The 18,303-nt window shown below is 64.6% G+C and carries 13 protein-coding genes; 5 read left to right on the top strand and 8 right to left on the bottom strand.

The annotated features are described in order from the left end of the window. Positions 1 to 55: 55 nt before the first annotated feature. From NR187_RS29650 to NR187_RS29620, 7 genes are all read right to left on the bottom strand, one after another. The gene (locus tag NR187_RS29650; RefSeq protein ID WP_256808639.1) at positions 56 to 2,032 is read right to left on the bottom strand and encodes an acetyl-CoA carboxylase biotin carboxylase subunit; all 1,977 of its coding nucleotides are present in this window, start codon (positions 2,030 to 2,032) and stop codon (positions 56 to 58) included. Beyond that, positions 2,029 to 3,645 carry an acyl-CoA carboxylase subunit beta gene (locus tag NR187_RS29645; RefSeq protein WP_211384057.1) on the bottom strand — a complete coding sequence of 539 codons (1,617 nt, stop codon included), beginning with the start codon at positions 3,643 to 3,645 and terminating at the stop codon, positions 2,029 to 2,031. Before NR187_RS29645 ends, NR187_RS29650 begins: the two co-directional genes overlap by 4 nt. Positions 3,646 to 3,759: 114 nt before the next feature. Next, a complete protein-coding gene (locus NR187_RS29640; RefSeq protein ID WP_256808637.1) occupies positions 3,760 to 4,626 on the bottom strand; it encodes a 3-keto-5-aminohexanoate cleavage protein in 867 nt (288 codons plus the stop codon). Between the two features lie 197 nt (positions 4,627 to 4,823). Then, positions 4,824 to 5,624, bottom strand: coding sequence for an AraC family transcriptional regulator (locus NR187_RS29635; RefSeq protein ID WP_211384055.1), 801 nt, complete (start codon positions 5,622 to 5,624; stop codon positions 4,824 to 4,826). Between the two features lie 187 nt (positions 5,625 to 5,811). Then, positions 5,812 to 6,468 (bottom strand): glutathione S-transferase family protein, encoded by a 657-nt coding sequence (locus NR187_RS29630; protein ID WP_211384054.1) that lies wholly within the window; start codon positions 6,466 to 6,468, stop codon positions 5,812 to 5,814. Next, positions 6,468 to 7,631: an acyl-CoA dehydrogenase family protein gene (locus tag NR187_RS29625; RefSeq protein WP_256808634.1), complete on the bottom strand. Its 1,164-nt coding sequence runs from the start codon at positions 7,629 to 7,631 to the stop codon at positions 6,468 to 6,470. The genes NR187_RS29630 and NR187_RS29625 overlap by 1 nt, the downstream gene beginning before the upstream one ends. A gap of 127 nt (positions 7,632 to 7,758) precedes the next feature. Further along, positions 7,759 to 8,895, bottom strand: a complete 1,137-nt coding sequence (locus tag NR187_RS29620; RefSeq protein ID WP_211384052.1) for an acyl-CoA dehydrogenase family protein — start codon at positions 8,893 to 8,895, stop codon at positions 7,759 to 7,761. 254 nt (positions 8,896 to 9,149) lie between these two features. Here NR187_RS29620 and NR187_RS29615 point away from each other — a divergent pair, with 254 nt between their 5' ends. Both NR187_RS29615 and NR187_RS29610 read left to right on the top strand, forming a co-directional pair. After that, on the top strand, positions 9,150 to 10,700 hold the full coding sequence (locus NR187_RS29615; RefSeq protein ID WP_256808632.1) for a long-chain fatty acid--CoA ligase: 1,551 nt from the start codon (positions 9,150 to 9,152) through the stop codon (positions 10,698 to 10,700). A gap of 78 nt (positions 10,701 to 10,778) precedes the next feature. Continuing rightward, on the top strand, positions 10,779 to 11,999 hold the full coding sequence (locus NR187_RS29610; RefSeq protein ID WP_256808631.1) for an ABC transporter substrate-binding protein: 1,221 nt from the start codon (positions 10,779 to 10,781) through the stop codon (positions 11,997 to 11,999). A gap of 76 nt (positions 12,000 to 12,075) precedes the next feature. Here NR187_RS29610 and NR187_RS29605 read toward each other — a convergent pair whose 3' ends face one another. Beyond that, positions 12,076 to 12,846 (bottom strand): helix-turn-helix transcriptional regulator, encoded by a 771-nt coding sequence (locus NR187_RS29605; RefSeq protein WP_256808630.1) that lies wholly within the window; start codon positions 12,844 to 12,846, stop codon positions 12,076 to 12,078. Between the two features lie 185 nt (positions 12,847 to 13,031). Between NR187_RS29605 and NR187_RS29600 the strand changes: the two genes are divergently transcribed. From NR187_RS29600 to NR187_RS29590, 3 genes are all read left to right on the top strand, one after another. Beyond that, positions 13,032 to 15,293 carry a marine proteobacterial sortase target protein gene (locus NR187_RS29600; protein ID WP_256808628.1) on the top strand — a complete coding sequence of 754 codons (2,262 nt, stop codon included), beginning with the start codon at positions 13,032 to 13,034 and terminating at the stop codon, positions 15,291 to 15,293. A gap of 99 nt (positions 15,294 to 15,392) precedes the next feature. Beyond that, positions 15,393 to 15,968 (top strand): class GN sortase, encoded by a 576-nt coding sequence (locus NR187_RS29595; RefSeq protein ID WP_256808627.1) that lies wholly within the window; start codon positions 15,393 to 15,395, stop codon positions 15,966 to 15,968. 114 nt (positions 15,969 to 16,082) lie between these two features. Then, positions 16,083 to 18,302, top strand: a complete 2,220-nt coding sequence (locus tag NR187_RS29590) for an acetate--CoA ligase family protein (protein WP_256808625.1) — start codon at positions 16,083 to 16,085, stop codon at positions 18,300 to 18,302. Position 18,303: the final 1 nt, after the last annotated feature.

The following is an 18,303-nucleotide window of genomic DNA, read 5'->3' as shown; positions in this document are numbered from 1 at the left end:
CTGGTGGGCACGGCCCTATGCGCCTTTGCCTACCCTACGATAGCGTCGTGCCGGCCTACCCCGCCCCGATCTCGGCCACGATCCTTCCCGTCGTCACCTGCTCGCCCTCCGCGACGTCGATCGCGGCAATGACTCCGTCGATACCGGCCTTGTGGACGTGCTCCATCTTCATCGCTTCGAGCGTCAGCACCGGTTGGCCGGCAGTGACGCGCTCGCCGGGCTTCACCAGGACCGCGACGACGCGGCCGTTCATGGCGGCGCGGACTTTTCCGTCGCCGCCATTGCTCGCGGCAGCCTTCGGCGCGGCGAGGGTGAGATCGGTGACCGCAAGCGGAATGCCGCGGTGTTGAAGGTAGAGCTGGTTCCCGCCGCGCAGGAATCTTGCGCTGTCCATCACGCCATCATGGCGAAAGCGGATCGCGTCGGCATCGAGCTGGTCGATCTCGAACCTGTCTTGCCGTCCGTCGACGGCAACGGTGTAGCCGCCATCGCGCTCGCGGGTGACCTCGAGCTCACACGCGTGATCCGCAATTTCGATTTTCGCGGGCAGAGGGAACGTAGCCGCAAGGCTCCGTCCGCTGTGCCACGACGGCGCGCGCGGATTTGTCACGTAGAGCAGCAAGCCCGCCAACGCCGTTTCGAATGCGGCGTCGGCGCGCGGCGCCGGCAACTCGTCGCGGTGCGCGCCGATGAAGGCCGTCGTCGCCTCGCCCCTGGCAAAGCCGGGATGACGCAGGCAGGCCATCAGGAACGCCTGGTTGGTGGTGACGCCGAATGCTGTCAGTTGCTCCAGCCCGACGATCAGCCGTCCCCTCGCCTCCTCGCGCGTGGCGCCGTGGCTGATCACCTTGGCGATCATGGAATCGTAGAACGGCGGGATCTCCGAGCCCGATTGCAGCGCATGCTCGACGCGGATGCCCTCCGGGACCTGCCAGAGCGCCATGCGGCCGGACTGCGGCATGAAATCCTGTGCGGCATCTTCCGAGCAGAGCCGCACCTCGATGGCATGGCCTTCGAAGCGAATGTCCTGCTGTTTCACCGGCAATGTCTCGCCGCGCGCCACGCGCAGCTGGAGCTCGACGAGATCGAGCCCGGTGATCGCCTCGGTCACGGGATGCTCGACCTGGAGCCGCGTGTTCATCTCCATGAAGTAGAACTCGCCGTTCGTATCGAGCAGGAATTCCAGCGTGCCGGCGCCCTCATAGCGCAGCGCCTTCACGGCGGCGACCGCGACCTCACCCATTCTGGCGCGCAACTCCGGCGTCACCGCCGGCGACGGCGCCTCCTCGATCAGCTTCTGGTGCCGCCGCTGTACCGAGCAGTCGCGCTCGCCGAGATGGATGGCGTTGCCGTGGCTGTCGCCGAAGACCTGGATCTCGATGTGGCGCGGATTCTGGATGGCGCGTTCGAGGATCACGGTCGGATCGCCAAAGGCGGCCTTGGCCTCCGACCGTGCACTGCGCAGCGCATCCGGAAACGAAGCTACATCGGTCACGAGCCGCATGCCGCGTCCGCCACCGCCGGCGACAGCCTTGATCATCACGGGGAAGCCAATCTTCCTGGCTTCCGCAAGCATGACATCGTCGCCCTGGTCGGCTCCCTGGTAGCCAGGCACGCAGGGCACGCCGGCCTTCTTCATGATCTCCTTGGCGCCGGCCTTGTTGCCCATCGCCTCGATCGCCTGTGGCGACGGGCCGATGAAGACGAGGCCAGCGTCCTTGCAGGCCTGCGCAAAATCCTCGTTCTCGGCGAGGAAGCCGTAGCCGGGATGCACGGCATCCGCGCCGCTGGCTTTCGCCGCGGCAATGATCGCGGGAATGTTGAGATAGGACCGCGCCGGCAGCGCTTCGCCGATGCGCACGGCCTGATCGGCCTGCCGCACATGGAGGGCATCGCTATCCGCATCCGAATAGACCGCGATGACGCCAAGGCCGAGCCGGCGCGCGCTGCGCATCACCCGCAGCGCGATCTCGCCGCGATTGGCAATCAGAACCCTGACGTACGGCCGGTGCTGCACTGATCCGTTCCTCATGGGCGGGCCACCGAGAACTGCATGCGCTGAGGTGTCCGTGCGTCGCCCTCGCGGCAGATCGCAAGTACCTCAGACAGGACCGCGCGGGTGTCGCGCGGATCGATCACGCCGTCGTCGAGCACGCGCGCGCTGGTCGAGAACACGTCCATCTGGCCGTCGAACACGCCGATGATCTGCGCCTTCATGGCGTCGAGCTTGTCCTTTTCGATCGGCTTGCCGCGGCGGGCTGCGGCGGCTTCCGTCACGATCGCCATGGTCTCGGCGGCCTGCTCGCCGCCCATCACGGCAGTCTTGGCGTTCGGCCAGGAGAAGCAAAAGCGCGGGTGGAAACCGCGGCCGCACATGCCGTAATTGCCGGCGCCGAACGAGGCGCCGCAATAGATCGTGATTTGCGGTACCGTCGCCGACGTCACCGCCTGGATCATCTTCGAGCCGTGCTTGATCATGCCGGCTTCTTCATAGGCCTTGCCGACCATGTAGCCGGTGGTGTTGTTCAGATACAGCAGCGGCGTGCGGGTCTGGCAGCAGGCCTGGATGAAATGCGTTGCCTTGTTGGCGCCGGCCGGATCGAGCGGGCCGTTGTTGGTGATGATGCCGATCGCCTGCCCTTCGATGCGTGCATGGCCACAGACGGTGGCCGGACCGTAATTCGGCGCCATCTCGGTGAAATCGGAATCGTCGACGATGCGTGCGATCACCTGCTTCATGTCCACGGGGCGCTTGTGGTCCATCGGCATGATACCGAGCAGCTCGTCCTGGTCGTAGCGCGGCGGCTTGTGATCAGCTTCCGCCCGGCCCGGCCGCTCCCACTCCAGAGCCGCCATGATCTCGCGCGCGATACGCAGGGCATCGCGGTCGTCCTCGGCGAGATAGTCGCCGAGGCCGGAGACCTGCGTGTGCATCTCGGCGCCGCCAAGTTCTTCTTCCGTGGCGATCTCGCCGGTCGCGGCCTTCAGCAGCGGCGGCCCCGCGAGGAAGGCGCGGGTGCGGCCGCGCACCATGACGATGTAGTCGGACAGGCCCGTTTGATAGGCGCCACCGGCAGTGGACGAGCCGTGCGTGACGGTAACGACCGGCAGCCCCGCCGCCGAAAGCCGCGCCAGATTGCGGAAGATGTTGCCGCCGCGGACGAAATCCTCGACGCGGTAGCGCAAAAGGTTGGCGCCGGCGCTTTCGACCAGTTGCACGTAGGGCAGCTTGTTCTCTAGCGCGAGCTCCTGCACACGCAGCGTCTTATCGAGGCCATAGGGTTGCAGTGCGCCGGCATCGATGCCGGAATCATTGGCGCTGACCATGCAGCGGACTCCCGAGACGAAGCCGATGCCGGCGATGACGCCGCCGCCCGGCACGCTCTTGTCGGCATCCGGCACATCGAACATGTAGCCGGCCAGCGTCGACAGCTCGATGAACGGCGCGCCAGGATCGAGCACCAGCGCGACGCGTTCGCGCGGCAGCAGCTGCCCGCGCTTGTGGAAGCGCTCCTTTGCCGCGGCCGAGGCTGCGCGCGTACGCTCTTCCAGCGCGCGCATGCGGTCGATCAGTCCGAGCATGCCGTCGCGGTTGGCGCGGTAGCCGGCACTGCCAGGGGAAACGGTGTTTTCGAGAATGGACATGACTTGATCCTGCTCGTCATTGCGAGGAGCGAAGCGACGAAGCAATCCAGACTGCCTCAACGGAAAGATTCTGGATTGCTTCGCTTCGCTCGCAATGACGGATGAGGCGATACCTTACCGATTCGTCCCAAATATCTTCCGCGCTTCCGCCGGACTCGCGATCTCACGGCCTGCGCGCCGGGCGCAGGCGGCGATGGCCTCGATCAACTGGCCGTTCGACGTCACCTTCTTGCCGTCGGCGAGATAAAAGGCGTCCTCGAGGCCGGTGCGCAGATGGCCGCCGAGCTCGGCGCAGCGCTGATGCAGCGGCCAGATCTCTTCGCGGCCAATGGCGGTGACCTGCCAATGCGCTTCGGGGCGCTTCAGCTTGAGCAGGATCGGCAGCAGCTCCGGATCCGACGGCATGCCGGAGGCGACGCCCATGACGAAATTATATTCGAGCGGACCCTTGTACATGCCGACCTGGGTGTACATGCCGACACAACGCACGATGCCGACGTCGAAACATTCGAACTCGGGGATGGTGCCGACCGCGTTCATGACGTCGAGATAGTCCTTCACTTTCTCGACCGCGTTGTCGAACATCATCGGCGGCCAGGCCCAGCTGTTGTCGGCCTTCACTTTCAGATAATTCAGCGAACCGGCGTTGCAGGCCGCAATCTCGGGCCTGGTCTCACGGATGCAGTCGAGCGCGCCGCTGTAGTTCGGCCCTGATACCCCGGATGTGTGATTGATGAGGACGCCGGGACATGCTTCGCGGATCGCCTGCTGGATTTCCTTGCTGACGCTGACCTCCCAGGAGGGCAGATGTCCCTTGTTCGGCGCCTGCTGACGCAGATGGATGTGCATGATGGACGCGCCCGCATCGAACGCAGCCTTGGCCTCGCGCGCCATTTCTTCAGGCGTGACCGGCACGTTGTGCTGCTTCGGATCGGTGAGCACGCCGTTCAGCGCGCAGGTGATGACGGCCTTGTCGCTCATGCCCTAGATATCTCGCACGTTGAGAATTCAACGCTTGCGATCATGTGATGCGCGGCATGCGGCTTCTTGCGCGGAGAAGCTGGAAAGCGAGATGCTGCAGGGCGGGCAATGGCGCTCCTGCGCCGTGCCCACCATCTCTCCAGACCTTGCGCAGGCGGTGGGCACGCTTTCGCTTTGCCCGCCCTGCAAGAGCGACGCTAGCTCGCCTCCGCCAGCCGTACCGTCTCGCTGCTGCGATAGATCGCGAGGTCGCGCGAGCCGACGAAGATCGCGCGCGGCTTCAATCCGTAGAAGCGGCGGATCGAGTGGCTGAAATGGGTCGAGTCGGGATAACCGATGTCCTGCGCGAGATGGGCGAGGTTGAGGTCCTGGTTGGCGAAATGCAGCAGGTGCCGCGCGCGCTTCCAGGCGCGGAAGGACCGGAATGAGATGCCGGTCTCTTCCTTGAACAGATGCAGGAAGCGCGACGCCGAGAGCCCCGCTTCGGCCGCACAAGTATCCGCGGTCACCGGCTCTCCGGAGAAGCGGCCGATGCGGGCCACTGCGCGCATCACGCGCGGGTCGAGCACGCGGCGCGGCAGCGCCTCGCCAAAACACATCTCGTCGAATTCGGCGGTGGTGATGTCGTTATAGCGGCGCTGGCGCAGCAACGTATAAGCGGCGAGGATCTTGCGGGCATAGACGGCCTTGTCCGGTCCGGTCAGCCGCTCAGCCAGAGCCTCGATCACGCCATCCGGCAAGCTCTCGGGCTCGAGCGTCACGCTGATTGCGGTGCGGTAGTCGCTGGCGATGGAATGCCGCTGGTTCGGCAGGGTGACGAACAGCTCGCCGGTGGCGAGGGCGTCGTCGATCGTCAGATGCAGGCTGCCTTTGACCGCCACGTAGACGTGACAGCAGCCGGGCGTCCGCTTGCGGGGGCGGCCGAGCAGGCCGGCATAGAACACCCGCTCCGGCGTGATCAGCATCAGATGGTCGGATTCGCGACCGTTATCTTCCATGGGGATCCTCCTCGCGCGGCTCTTTGGCCGCTGCGGACGGAGATCACCTTAGCCTAAATTCGGGCGGTGTCACGGCGGGATAGCGCTGTCATGGCGCGCAAAAGGTCAGCATTCCCGGGCGGCTGTCGAACCGCATCCGGAACCCTTCAACAGTCGTCGTCCCGGCCTTACGCCGGGACGACAAGTCTTAGGCCCTTACCCTCGGCACAATGTTCTGCTCGATCCCGGCCTTCTGCTCTGCAGCAACCGCGCGCTTGAAGCCGTCGCGCTGCTGCAAACGCGCCCAATAGGCTGCGACATTTGGCCCAAAATCCTTGGCCAGCCCGATATTGTCGGCGAGGCGGAGCGCATAGCCGATCACGACATCTGCGGCGGTGAAGCGGCCGGCACACAGGGTTTCGGCATTTGCGGTGGCGGCCTCGACGGCGCGCAGCCGGCCCAGAAACCATTTGGCGTAGTCGCCGGCGACCTGCGGATTGCGGCGCTCCTCCGGCTCGAGCTGGGTGTATCGGAGCACCAGCGTTTGCGGGAAGGTTAACGTGGCGTCGCTGAAATACATCCAGTTCAGGAAGGCGCCATAGGCGGGATCCTCCGGACCGACCATCAGCGGCGTCGGCCCGTGCTTGATGCCGAGATAGTGGCAGATGCCGGAGGACTCGGTCATCTTCGTCTCGCCGTCGATCAGGAAAGGGATCGTGCCAAGCGGATTGATGCCGAGATAATCCTTGGCAAAGACCCTCGGCGGGAACGGCAGCATTTTGAGCTCATACGGCAGCCCCATCTCCTCCAGCATCCAGAGCGGGCGGAACGAGCGCGCGGCGTCGCAGTGATAGAGCGTGATCATCAGGAACTTCCCTTGCTGCCGGGCAGCGTGCCCATCATCTTGCACAGGACCATCAGCATGACCTCGTCGGCGCCGCCGCCGATCGAGGTCAGCCGGCCGTCGCGATAGGCGCGGCTGACCGGCGTCTCGTTGGTAAAGCCCATTCCGCCCCAATATTGCAAGCAGGCGTCGGTGAGCTCGCGGCCGAGCCGGCCGGCCTTCAGCTTGGCCATGGTCGCAAGCTTCGTCACGTCCTCGCCGGCGACCAGCTGCTCGGCGGCGCGATAGATCAGCGCGCGCAACAGCTCGACCTCGGTCTGCATCTCCGCGAGCTTGAAGTGGACGACCTGGTTGTCGAGAATCGACTTACCGAACGCCTTGCGGTTTCTCGTGTATTCGATCGTTTCATTGATGATGTATTCGTGCGACTTCAGGCAGGCGGCGGCGCCCCAGAGCCGCTCCTCCTGGAACTGGATCATCTGGTAGGTGAAGCCTTTGCCCTCCTCGCCGATCCGGTTGCGCTTGGGCACGCGGACATCGTCGAAGAATATCTGCGCGGTGTCGGAGGAGCGCATCCCCATCTTGTCGAGCTTTCGCGCGACGGTGACGCCCTTGGTCTTCATGGGCACGCAGATCAGCGACTTGTTGCGGTGAACGGGCCCGTCGCCGGTGTTGGCGAGCAGGCAGATCCAGTCAGCCTGTGTGCCGTTGGTGATCCACATCTTGCCGCCATCGATGACGTAGTCGTCGCCATCCGAACGCGCGTTGGTCTTGATCGAGGCGACGTCCGAGCCCGCGCCCGGCTCGGAGACACCGATGCAGGCAACGAAGTCGCCCGAGATCGAGGGGCTGAGAAACTCGCGCCGCACCTCGTCCGAGCCGAACCGCGCCAGCGCCGGCGTCGCCATGTCGGTCTGCACCCCGATCGCCATCGGCACGCCGCCGCAGGTGATGGCGCCCAGTTCTTCCGCCATCGTCAGCGCGTAGGAATAGTCGAGACCCGAGCCGCCGAACTCGAGCGGCTTGTTGAGGCCGAGAAAGCCGAGGCTGCCCATTTTCCTGAACAGCTCGTGCGCCGGGAAGATGCCGGCCTTCTCCCATTCATCGACATGGGGGTTGATCTCGCCCGCGATGAATTTTTGCAAGCTCCGGCGGATCTCGTCGTGGTCGGCGGTGAATAGCATTCTCTCTCCATCGTCATTCCGGGATGGCCCGAAGGGCCAGGCCCGGAATCCATAACCACGGCTGGTGGTTATGGATTCCGGGCTCACTCGCTTCGCTCGCGCCCCGGAATGACGCAAGGAAGAATACTCACAGCCCCATCTGCCGCGACGCCAGATCCTTCATGATCTCCTCGGTGCCGCCGCCGATGGCGTTGACCTTGACCTCGCGGTAGATGCGCTCGGCCTTGATACCGCGCATGAAGCCGGCGCCGCCGAAAATCTGCACGGCCTCCGAGGCGCAAAACGCCATGGTCTGCGTCGCCTGATTCTTCATCATGCATATCTCGGCGACGGGGCTTTCGCCCTGCTCCAGGCGCCATGCCAGCATTTCCAGCATTGCCTGACTTGCGGCGACCTTCTGCGCCATGTCCACGATCTTGTGGCGGATGACCTGGTGCTGCGCCAACGGCTTGCCGAACGTCTTGCGCTCCTTGGCGTAGGCAATCGCCTCGTCGAGGCAGACACGCGCGAAGGCGGTGCAGCTCGCCGCCATGCCGATGCGCTCGCTGTTGAAATTCTGCATGATGATCTTGAAGCCCTGGCCTTCCTCGCCGATCAGGTTTTCGGCCGGCACGCGGCAGTCGTCGAAATGCAGCGTCGCGGTATCGGAGGCCCACCAACCCATCTTCTTCAGTTTTGTCCGCGACAGGCCGGGCGTATCCCCCTCGATCAGGAGCAGGCTGACGCCACCGGCACCCTCGCCGCCGGTGCGCACCGCAACGGTCAGATAATCGGCGCGCATCCCGGAGGTGATGAAGGTCTTCTCGCCGGTCACGACGTAGTGATCGCCCTCGCGCCGAGCCCTGGTCCGCAGATTGGCGACGTCCGAGCCGCCGCCCGGTTCGGTGATCGCAAGAGCGGAAATCTTCTCGCCGGCGAGCACCTGCGGCAGCACGCGCGCCCTAACCTCCGGGCGCGCCGCCCGCGCGATCGGCGGCGAGCCGATGGTGTGGCTCATCAGGCTCGCGCTGATGCCGCCGGCGCCCGCCCGTGCCAGCTCCTGGCTCGCCACGATCTTCATGAACTGGTCGGCGGCGATCCCGCCATGTTCCTCGGGGAATCCAAGTCCCAACAGGCCGATCTCGGCCGCCTTGCGATAGAGGGCGCGGGGAAATTCACCCGCTTCGTCCCATTCATGGGCGAACGGCGTAATCTCCTTCTCGACGAAGCGGCGCATGACGTCGCGGAAAGCGTCATGCTCGGCGGTGTAGAACGGGCTCGTCATCGCACTCCTGCCTCGTTGACGGATTCATCTCGCCCACCATCGCTGGAACATTGGCGGTTCACTTGCGCGGAGTGGCTGGCTGCGGCCATGGCGACAATCTAGCAACTCAACGCAAGACGATTTTCGTCACTCACAGGCCAACTCCGGGTCAAAAAAAGTGGTGCACAAAACTCCGGCTGGCCTCCCTTGGCCACGCCGGGCATGGTGCACGGCAATAGAGCGCAGGCGGCACAAGACCGCCGAGGGAGGGATTTTTGGCCGTTCGTTACTACGATTGGATCGCCCACCATCGCCGCCGGACACCTGATAAGGTTGCGGTGATCGATCTGGCGAGCGAGCGCCGCTTCACCTATGCGCAACTCGACGCCCGCATCTCGCGCCTCGCCTCCTTCCTGCGTCACACGCTGGAAGTCTCGCGCGGCGACCGCGTCGCGGTGCTGGCGCTGAACACCACCGATACGCTGGAGGTGCAGTTTGCCTGCGGCCGGCTAGGCGCGATCTTCGTGCCGCTGAACACGCGTCTCACCGTTCCCGAGCTTCAGTTCATCACCGGCGATTGCGCGCCGAAGGTGATGATCCACGACGTCGAGCTGGCCGAGACGGCGCTTGCCGTCGCAAAACTCTGCGGCATCGCGACCAGCCTGCTGCTCGGTCCCGGCGGGAGCTATGAAGCCGGCATCGCGGCCGCAAGACCGCTCGCGGCGATCGAGGAGGTCACGCTCGATGACGTCTCGACCATCATGTACACGTCGGGCACCACTGGGCATCCGAAGGGCGCGACCATCACCCATGGCATGACCTTCTGGAACTGCGTCAATCTCGGCGGCCCGGCCTGCATCGGACCGTCTTCGGTGCTGCTCACCGTGCTGCCGCTGTTCCACACCGGCGGACTCAATTGCTACACGAATCCGGTGCTGCATGCCGGCGGCACCGCGATGATCATGCGCGCCTTCGATCCCGGCATGGCGCTCGGCCTGATCAACGATCCCGCGCAGGGCATCAACGCGTTCTTCGGCGTGCCCGCGAACTACCAGTTCATGGCGCAGCATCCGGCCTTCGCGACCACCGATCTCGGCCGATTGATCGTCGGCGGTGTCGGCGGCGCGCCGATGCCGGTGCCGCTGCTGAAAGCGTGGGAAGCGCGCGGCGTCGCGCTCCAGCAAGGCTACGGCATGACCGAGACCTCGCCGGCCGTGCTGGTGCTGGATCGCGAAGATGCCGCGCGCAAAGCCGGCTCCGCGGGCAAGCCGGTGCTGCACACGGAGGTCCGCATCGTGCGGCCCGATGGCAACGATGCCGATGTCGGCGAGCTCGGCGAGCTCTGGGTGAAGGGGCCGAACATCACGCCCGGCTACTGGAACAGGCCGGAGGCCAACAAGACGTCCTTCACCGACGGCTGGCTGCACACCGGCGACGCAACGCGCGTCGACGAGGAAGGCTTCTACTACATCGTCGACCGCTGGAAGGACATGTACATCTCCGGCGGCGAGAACGTCTATCCGGCGGAGGTCGAGAACGTCCTGCACCAGCTCGACGCCATCGCCGAAGCCGCCGTGATCGGCATTCCCGATCCGCAATGGGGTGAAGTGGGCCTTGCCATTGTTGCGGTCAAGCCGGGACAAAAGCTGACCGAGGCCGATGTCATCGCGCATTGCGCGGCCAATCTGGCGCGTTTCAAATGCCCACGCCAGATCCGCTTCGTCAATGCGCTGCCACGCAACGCAACCGGCAAGATCCACAAACCGACCTTGCGCAAGGAATTCTCGGCGGCCTCGGAAGTCGACAAGAAGGCCGCCAACGCCTGATCGGAGCGCCCCTTGCGGGCGCTTTTCTTTTTTGCGTGCCTGCCCAGAAGAAACCCAAAGAAACCCCAAGGAATTTTCATGAACAAGAAACTGACACTGCTTGCCGCAGCAACAGCGATGACGCTGCTTGCGACCCAATCCGCCCAGGCGCAAAAGAAATACGACACCGGCGTCACCGACACCGAGATCAAGATCGGCAACGTCGAGGCCTATTCCGGTCCAGCTTCCGCCTACGGCGTCATCGGCAAGACCGAGGAAGCCTATTTCAAGATGATCAACGACCAGGGCGGCATCAACGGCCGCAAGATCACCTGGATCTCCTATGACGACGGCTATTCGCCGCCCAAGACCGTGGAGCAGGTCCGCAAGCTGATCGAGAGCGACGAGGTATTTTTGATCTTCAACGCGCTGGGCACGCCGACCCAGACCGCCGTGCAGAAATATCACAACGCCAAGAAGGTGCCGCAGCTGTTCCTCGCCACCGGCGCCAGCAAGTGGAACGACCCCAAGAACTTCCCCTGGACCATGGGCTTCCAGCCCAGCTACCGGGTCGAGGCACAGATCTTCGCAAAATACATCCTGAAGGAGAAGCCGGACGCCAAGGTCGCGATCTTCTATGCCAACGACGATTTCGGCAAGGATTACCTCGCCGGCATCAAGGACGTGTTCGGCGACAAGGCATCGAAGCTGATCGTGGCCGAAGAGAGCTACGAAACCTCGGAGCCTTCGATCGACGCCCATATCGTCAAGCTCAAGGGCACCGGCGCCGATGTTTTCGTCAACATCGCGACCCCGAAGTTCGCGGCGCAGGCCATCAAGAAGATCGCGGAGCTGGAGTGGAAGCCGATGCACCTGATGACCGACGTCTCGGTGTCGATCGGTGCGGTGATGAAGCCCGCCGGCCTCGAGGCCTCCGAAGGCGTGCTGTCCGCCGGCTATCTGAAGGACGCGTCGGATCCGCAGTGGAAGGACGACGAGGGCATGAAGAAGTTCATGGTCTTCATCGACAAGTACATGCCCGGCGCGAACATTTCCGACGCCAATCTCGTTTACGCCTATGCAGCAGCCCAGACGATGGTGCAGGTGCTGAAGCAGTCGGGCGACAACCTGACTCGTGAAAACGTGATGAAGCAGGCGGCCAGCCTCAAGGACTTCGTGCCCGACACGCTGATCCCGGGGATCAAGATCAACACCTCCGCCACGGACTTCGCGCCGATCGAGCAGCTCAAGATGTGGCGGTTCAAGAAGGGCCAGTGGGAGCTGTTCGGCGACATCATCACCGCCGAGACCGGAGGCTAGCTCACCTCGATTGGACAGGTCTCAACGAAATAGCGGCCGAAAGGCCGCTATTTTTTATGTGCGCTCGGCGGGCGAGCTATCCCGGCAGGAAGAGCGCAAAAGACTCGTCGATCGTGCGGCGCAAGTGACCGCGATAAAGCGCATGGTTGGCGTCATCAGGCGCGACCCGTCCCAGCGACGGCTTCGGGACATTCCTGAGCGGCACATAGGCGATCGGCGCAGCGATCGGCGTCAGCTGCGAGCCGGGCCCGGCGCGGAGCGTCGAGATGATGCCGTACATTTCGCCGGCAACCGTCGGCCGCGACACCGTGATCACGCGATGCTGTCCGTGCTTTATGATGACGAGATAGATGAAGCCGGACTGATGCGGCACTGCGACCTCGCCGGTGTGCTCATAGGCGGCATCGGTTCGCTCACCTTCGCGGAACACCAGTGACGAGACCCTCGGCTCCCAGACGATCTCGGTGCGGTAGGCGAAGATCGCGTCCTTGTCCCCGAACGACGGCCGCAGCGTGATGTAGACGTCCTCGAGCCAGGTCACCGCGCGATGGGCGTAGGAGCCAAGGCTGTCGGGCGCGACATCGCTTGCGGCCGGAGGCGTCATCACGACGACGCTTTTGCGCAAGGAGACGCCCAGCGCCTGCTCCAGCCGCACCGTCGTCGCCAGCGTGAACGGCCGCCGCCCGCCAAGGACCTTCTCCAGCGTCGACAGGCTGAGCTTGGCCTGCTCGGCCAGCGCTTGCCGGGAGATCCGGCGTCTGGCGAGCTCCTCGCGAATAGTCTCCGCGACCTCGCGGCTCTGCTCGTCCGAGAGCTGCTTGTCGATGAATTTGTCCTGCATCTGCATCGTGGCCCTGCTCCAGGACGGCCATCCTAGCAGGGCGGACAAACCAGCACAAAACCGCACCTGGCCATCCCGGCGGCGGCCGATCCAGGCCGACCGCGGCGGAACATTGCCGATCATTCTGCTCGCGAAATCGCCCGCTCCCGACCGATGCTCTGCAACGTCAAACACCTTCGGGAGCAAGCCAAATGGACAATTACGACGCGGTCGACAGCAACGAACACCCCTGGCTGGGCAGACTCATTGTGGTCGGACTGTTCCTTCTGGCGCAGGGCATCGCGGTGATGCTGGTCGCCTTCGTGGCCCTGCTGGTGAGCTTCGAGCCGGGCTGGTCGGCGACGACGGAGCAGGCCAGCCTGCTCCAGCCCCGCGATGCCCGATCCGGCACCCTCCTCCTCAAAGAAGACGGCGCCACCATCGAAGCGATCCGCCTCGGCATCGATATCGACGTCACGGTCTCCGGCCCGACGTTGCGCGCCCGCGTCACGCAGGTATTCCGCAACCCGACCAAGGACTGGGTCGAGGCGACCTATGTCTATCCGCTTCCCACCGGCGGGGCCGTCGATACGCTGAAGATGGTGGTCGGCGACCGCGTCATCGTCGGCGACATCAAGCAGCGGCAGCAAGCGCGCGTGATCTACGAAGAGGCGCGACGCGCCGGCCAGAAGGCCGCGCTCACCGAGCAGGAGCGGCCGAACATCTTCACCAACTCGGTCGCCAATATCGGCCCCGGCGAAACCGTGCTGGTGCAGATCGAATATCAGGAGCCGGTGCAGCAATCCGCCAACGAATATTCGCTGCGCCTGCCGCTGGTGGTCGGGCCACGCTACAATCCGGCGCCGATCGTGCAGAGCGTCGACTTCCGCAACGATGGCTCCGGCTGGGGCGCGACGACGTCGGACCCGGTGCCGGACCGCAACCGCATCTCGCCGCCGGTGCTGGATCCTGCCCGGAATGCGCCGGTCAATCCGACCAGCATCACGGTGCGCCTGAAGGCCGGGTTTGCGCTGGGTGAGGTCAAGAGCCCTCACCATAACGTCAAGATCGAGAGCCCGGACAGCACGACACGAATCGTCACGCTCTCCGACGGCATTGTCCCCGCCGACCGCGATTTCGAGCTGACCTGGAAACCGGCCGCGGAGAAGGCGCCGTCGGTCGGCCTGTTCCGCGAGCATGTCGGCGACGCCGACTATTTGCTCGCTTTCGTTACACCGCCCACCACCGAGCAGGCGACGCAGAAGCCGCTGCCGCGCGAAGTCGTGTTCGTGATCGACAATTCCGGCTCGATGGGCGGAACGTCGATCGTACAGGCCAAGGCCAGCCTCACTTATGCGCTCGCTCGTCTCCAGCCGACCGATCATTTCAACGTCATTCGCTTCGACGATACCATGGACGTGCTGTTTCCGACCTCGGTGCCGGCGGATGGCACGCATGTCCGCGAGGCGACTTCGTTCGTCGATGCGCTGCAGGCGCGTGGCGGCACCGAGATGGTGCCGGCGATGCGTGCAGCGCTGACCGACAAGCTCGGCGACACCAGCATGGTTCGCCAGGTCGTGTTCCTGACCGACGGCGCCATCGGCAATGAGCAGCAATTGTTCGAAACGATCACGGCGATGCGCGGCCGCTCACGTGTGTTCATGGTCGGCATCGGCTCCGCGCCCAACACCTACCTGATGACGCGCGCCGCCGAGCTCGGCCGCGGTGCCTTCACCCAAATCGGCTCCGTCGAGCAGGTCGAGGAACGCATGCGCGGCCTGTTCGCCAAGCTGGAGAACCCGGCGGTGACCGGCCTCAGTGTAAGGTTCTCCGAAGCCAAGGCCGACGTCACACCGGCGATCATTCCGGATGTCTATCGCGACGAGCCGCTGGTGCTGGCGGCAAAACTCGACAAGCTCGCGGGCTCGATCGAGATCAAGGGACGCGTCGGCGACCGTCCGTGGTCGGTGACGCTGCCGCTGCAGAGCGCAGCCGAAGGCAAGGGCCTGTCGAAGCTGTGGGCGAAGCGCAAGATCGGCGACGCCGAAGTGGCGCGCACCATACGGGAACTCACGCCGGAGCAGGCCGACAAGGCGATCCTGGCGCTGGCGCTCGACCATCAGATCGTCACGCGACTGACGAGCCTCGTCGCGGTCGACAAGACGCCGAGCCGTCCCGAAGGCGAGCCGCTCAGGCTCAGCGAATTGCCGATCAACCTGCCGGCCGGCTGGGACTTCGAGAAGGTCTTTGGCGAGCGGCCGCAGGTGCCGGGTCAGTTGCGCGAGCGCCATGCCGATGCGCGCAATCAACCGACGGCAAGGCGGCCGACACCAGCTTCACCCGATGCGATCCGTCTGCCCAAGACCGCAACCTCGGCCGAGCTGAAGATGATCGCAGGCCTGGTCCTGATCGTGCTTGCCCTGGTCCTGTTCGTGTTCAACCGGTGTCAGACCTTGCTCACTGACGCCGCTTGAGAGAGGAGCCCCCCAAACTCCTCTGTTAGCGCGCGCGGCTGCCCGTCCCACACCAACGGCCGCGCGCGCCTTTTTCGAAATGACGAACGAGAGACACCGATGACCCGCTTCGTCTCTCCCCTGGTCCTGGCGCTGATAGGCATCCTCCTGTTCGGCGACGGCGCCTACATCCACGCCAAGGCCTGGCTCGCGCAGGTGCTGCTGCAGCGCGCGTTCGACAGGAGTGTTGCGACCGGCGAAGTGGTCAAGCCATGGTCATGGGCCGACACCTGGCCCGTCGCGCGGATCGAGGTAAAGCGGATCGGCGCCAGCGCGATCGTGCTGGAAGGCACGAGCGGCCAGGCGCTCGCTTTCGGTCCCGGCCATATCCGCCAAACGGCTGACGCGGGCGAGCGCGGTGTTGCCGTCTATGCCGGCCATCGCGACACGCATTTCCGTTTCCTGCGAAACGTCGCCATCGGAGATATCATCGAGATCACCCGTCGCGACGGCAGGCAGTTCCGCTATCGCGCGGACGCCTCGGCCATCGTCCGCTTCGATGAATCCGGCATCGATCCCACGGCGCAGGATTTCCAACTCGTGCTCACCACGTGCTGGCCGTTCGAGGCGGTGACGCCCGGGCCCGAACGTTATGTCCTGCATGGCGTCCTGATTGGCGTCGATAAAGATGAATAAGTGCGATGCATCGCTCATTCCATCACGCGGCATACCATGTGGTTGCCAGTCCGAAGAACTCGCCATAGAACAGAGTGACGCACCGCCAACAAGAACAACAGGTGAGGTCACGCCATGGAAGCTCGCGTATCTGCTGCGTCCGGTTCTTCGCGCCCATGGTCTCCAACGCCCGACGCCAGCGACATCGTCAAGGGCATCCACGCCATGCTGCACCCGCACAACATCGTGCTGGTGGGCGCGACCGACAAGCCCGGCAACTATGCCGAGCGCATCTGGAACAATCTGGTCAAATACGGCTTCGAGGGCGGGCTCTATCCGGTAAATGCCAAGCGCGAGACCATCTGGGGCGTCCCCTGCTTCAAGGATTTTGCCAGCCTCCCGGAGAAGCCAGATCACGTGCTGGTGCTGGTGCCGGCGCGCTTTGCGGTGCAAGTGATCCGCGATGCCGCAGCGGCCGGCGCGCGCTCGGCCACCATCGTCACCTCGGGCTTCAGCGAGTTGCAGGATGAGCAGAGCCAGAAGCTCGCGGCCGAACTGCAGGCGGCCGTGCGCGAGACAGGCCTGGCCGTCACCGGCCCGAATTGCCTCGGCAATCTGAGCGCTGGCGAAAAGCTCTTCACCAATATCGACGACCGGATCGTCACCATGGAACAGGGCGCGGTGGCGATCGCCGGACAATCCGGCGCCATCGTCATGGCGATCCGCCAGGCGCTGGAGGATCGCGGCGTCGGAGTGGGCTACATGGTGACGACCGGCAACGAGGCCGGGCTCGAGACGCCGGACCTGATGCGCTATTTCGCAGAGGATCCGAGCATCAAGGTGATCGTCGTCTATCTCGAGGGCGTGCGCAACACCAAGGCGTTCCGGGAGGCCTGCAAGGCTGCACGTGCCGCGAGCAAGCCGGTGATCGCGCTCAAGCTCGGCGCGTCCGAGGGAGGCCGCGCGGCGGCGATGGCGCACACCGGAGCGCTCGCAGGCTCGATCGAGACATTCGATGCCGTTGCAACGCGCGAGGGCGTGATCCGGGTTGGCGGGCTCGACGAACTGATCGAGACCACCGAATGCTTCGTTCACTCTGTCGTGCCCAAAGGCGACCGGCTCGCCGCGGTCACGCTGTCCGGCGGCAAGCGCGGCATGCTGATCGATGCCTTCTACGCGGAAGATCTGAACTTCGCGCCGCTGAGCACGCATGTCAGCTCGGAGCTTGCGAAAATGCTCGGGCCAGGCTCGATCGTCGGCAATCCGCTCGACGCCGGCTTTGCCGCGGTGGTCGATCCCTCCGTCTACATGAAGTCGATCGAGCTGATGATCGAGGATCCCGATATCGACATCGTCATCATCGATGCCGAACTGCCGAAAGCGCCGCACGAGCTGCGTGAGCGCAATCTGCGCATCGTCAACGAGATGGCGAGCCGGGCCGGTAAGCCGGTGATCTACATCAGCGCGATGTCGATCGGCTTCACCGAGTTCACCAAGTCCCTGCGCAAATCGCTGCCGCATCTTGCAGTGATGCAGGGCATGGACCGCGCGGTGACCGCGATCAGGTCGCTGCTTGCCTATGCCAAGCTTCGCAAGGAGGTGCCTGACATCGCCTCGAGCTCAAAGCCTGCCGCGCGTGCCGTGCTGGAGAAGGCGCTGAGATCGGCAACCGGCGCCGCGCTCGACGAGGTCGCCTCGAAGAAGCTCCTGAAAGCCTACGGCATCCCGATCTCGAAGGAGGCGATCGCGCAGACGGCAGCCGAGGCCGTGAAGATCGCCAAGCAGATCGGCTTCCCGGTCGTGGCAAAACTCGTCAGCGCCGAGATCCTGCACAAATCCGACATCGGCGGCGTGGTGCTGAATCTCACCACCGCGGCCGAGGTGAAGAAGGCGTTCAGCGACATCACCGCGCGCGTGAACAAGCTGAAGGGCAAGCCGAAGCTCGACGGCATCCTGATCGCGCAGCAGGTCAAGGCCGATCTCGAGCTCGTGGTCGGCGCCTCGCTCGATGCCGAGATGGGTCCGGTCGTGCTGTTCGGCACCGGCGGCATCGACATCGAGCTGATGAAGGACGTGGCGCTCGCCGGAGCGCCGCTGGACGAGGCCGAAGCGCGACTCCTGATCGGTCGCACCAAGGCCGGTATCAAGATGCGCGGCTATCGCGGCAAGCCGGCCTTGCACGAGGCTTCCGCCGTGAAGGCGCTGGTCGGCCTGTCCAATTTGATCGCGGATGCCGGCGACCGGATCGCCTCGATCGACATCAATCCGTTCCTGATCAATGCCAGGACGGGCGTCGCCGTCGATGCCCTCATCGTCCTGAACAATGCCGCGGCAAAGCGTGCGGCCGGACATTGAC

The sequence above is a fragment of the Bradyrhizobium sp. Bra64 genome (assembly GCF_024519875.1).
Lineage (GTDB): Bacteria > Pseudomonadota > Alphaproteobacteria > Rhizobiales > Xanthobacteraceae > Bradyrhizobium > Bradyrhizobium japonicum_G.
This window is presented reverse-complemented; position numbering and strand designations above follow the sequence as displayed.

Coding starts and splice junctions, on each gene's coding strand:
- NR187_RS29595 (WP_256808627.1), top strand. CDS start 15,393: ATGACCCGCTTCGTCTCTCCCCTGGTCCTGGCGCTGATAGGCATCCTC.
- NR187_RS29640 (WP_256808637.1), bottom strand. CDS start 4,626: ATGAGCGACAAGGCCGTCATCACCTGCGCGCTGAACGGCGTGCTCACC.
- NR187_RS29625 (WP_256808634.1), bottom strand. CDS start 7,631: ATGCTATTCACCGCCGACCACGACGAGATCCGCCGGAGCTTGCAAAAA.
- NR187_RS29635 (WP_211384055.1), bottom strand. CDS start 5,624: ATGGAAGATAACGGTCGCGAATCCGACCATCTGATGCTGATCACGCCG.
- NR187_RS29650 (WP_256808639.1), bottom strand. CDS start 2,032: ATGAGGAACGGATCAGTGCAGCACCGGCCGTACGTCAGGGTTCTGATT.
- NR187_RS29600 (WP_256808628.1), top strand. CDS start 13,032: ATGGACAATTACGACGCGGTCGACAGCAACGAACACCCCTGGCTGGGC.
- NR187_RS29645 (WP_211384057.1), bottom strand. CDS start 3,645: ATGTCCATTCTCGAAAACACCGTTTCCCCTGGCAGTGCCGGCTACCGC.
- NR187_RS29590 (WP_256808625.1), top strand. CDS start 16,083: ATGGAAGCTCGCGTATCTGCTGCGTCCGGTTCTTCGCGCCCATGGTCT.
- NR187_RS29605 (WP_256808630.1), bottom strand. CDS start 12,846: ATGCAGATGCAGGACAAATTCATCGACAAGCAGCTCTCGGACGAGCAG.
- NR187_RS29630 (WP_211384054.1), bottom strand. CDS start 6,468: ATGATCACGCTCTATCACTGCGACGCCGCGCGCTCGTTCCGCCCGCTC.
- NR187_RS29610 (WP_256808631.1), top strand. CDS start 10,779: ATGAACAAGAAACTGACACTGCTTGCCGCAGCAACAGCGATGACGCTG.
- NR187_RS29620 (WP_211384052.1), bottom strand. CDS start 8,895: ATGACGAGCCCGTTCTACACCGCCGAGCATGACGCTTTCCGCGACGTC.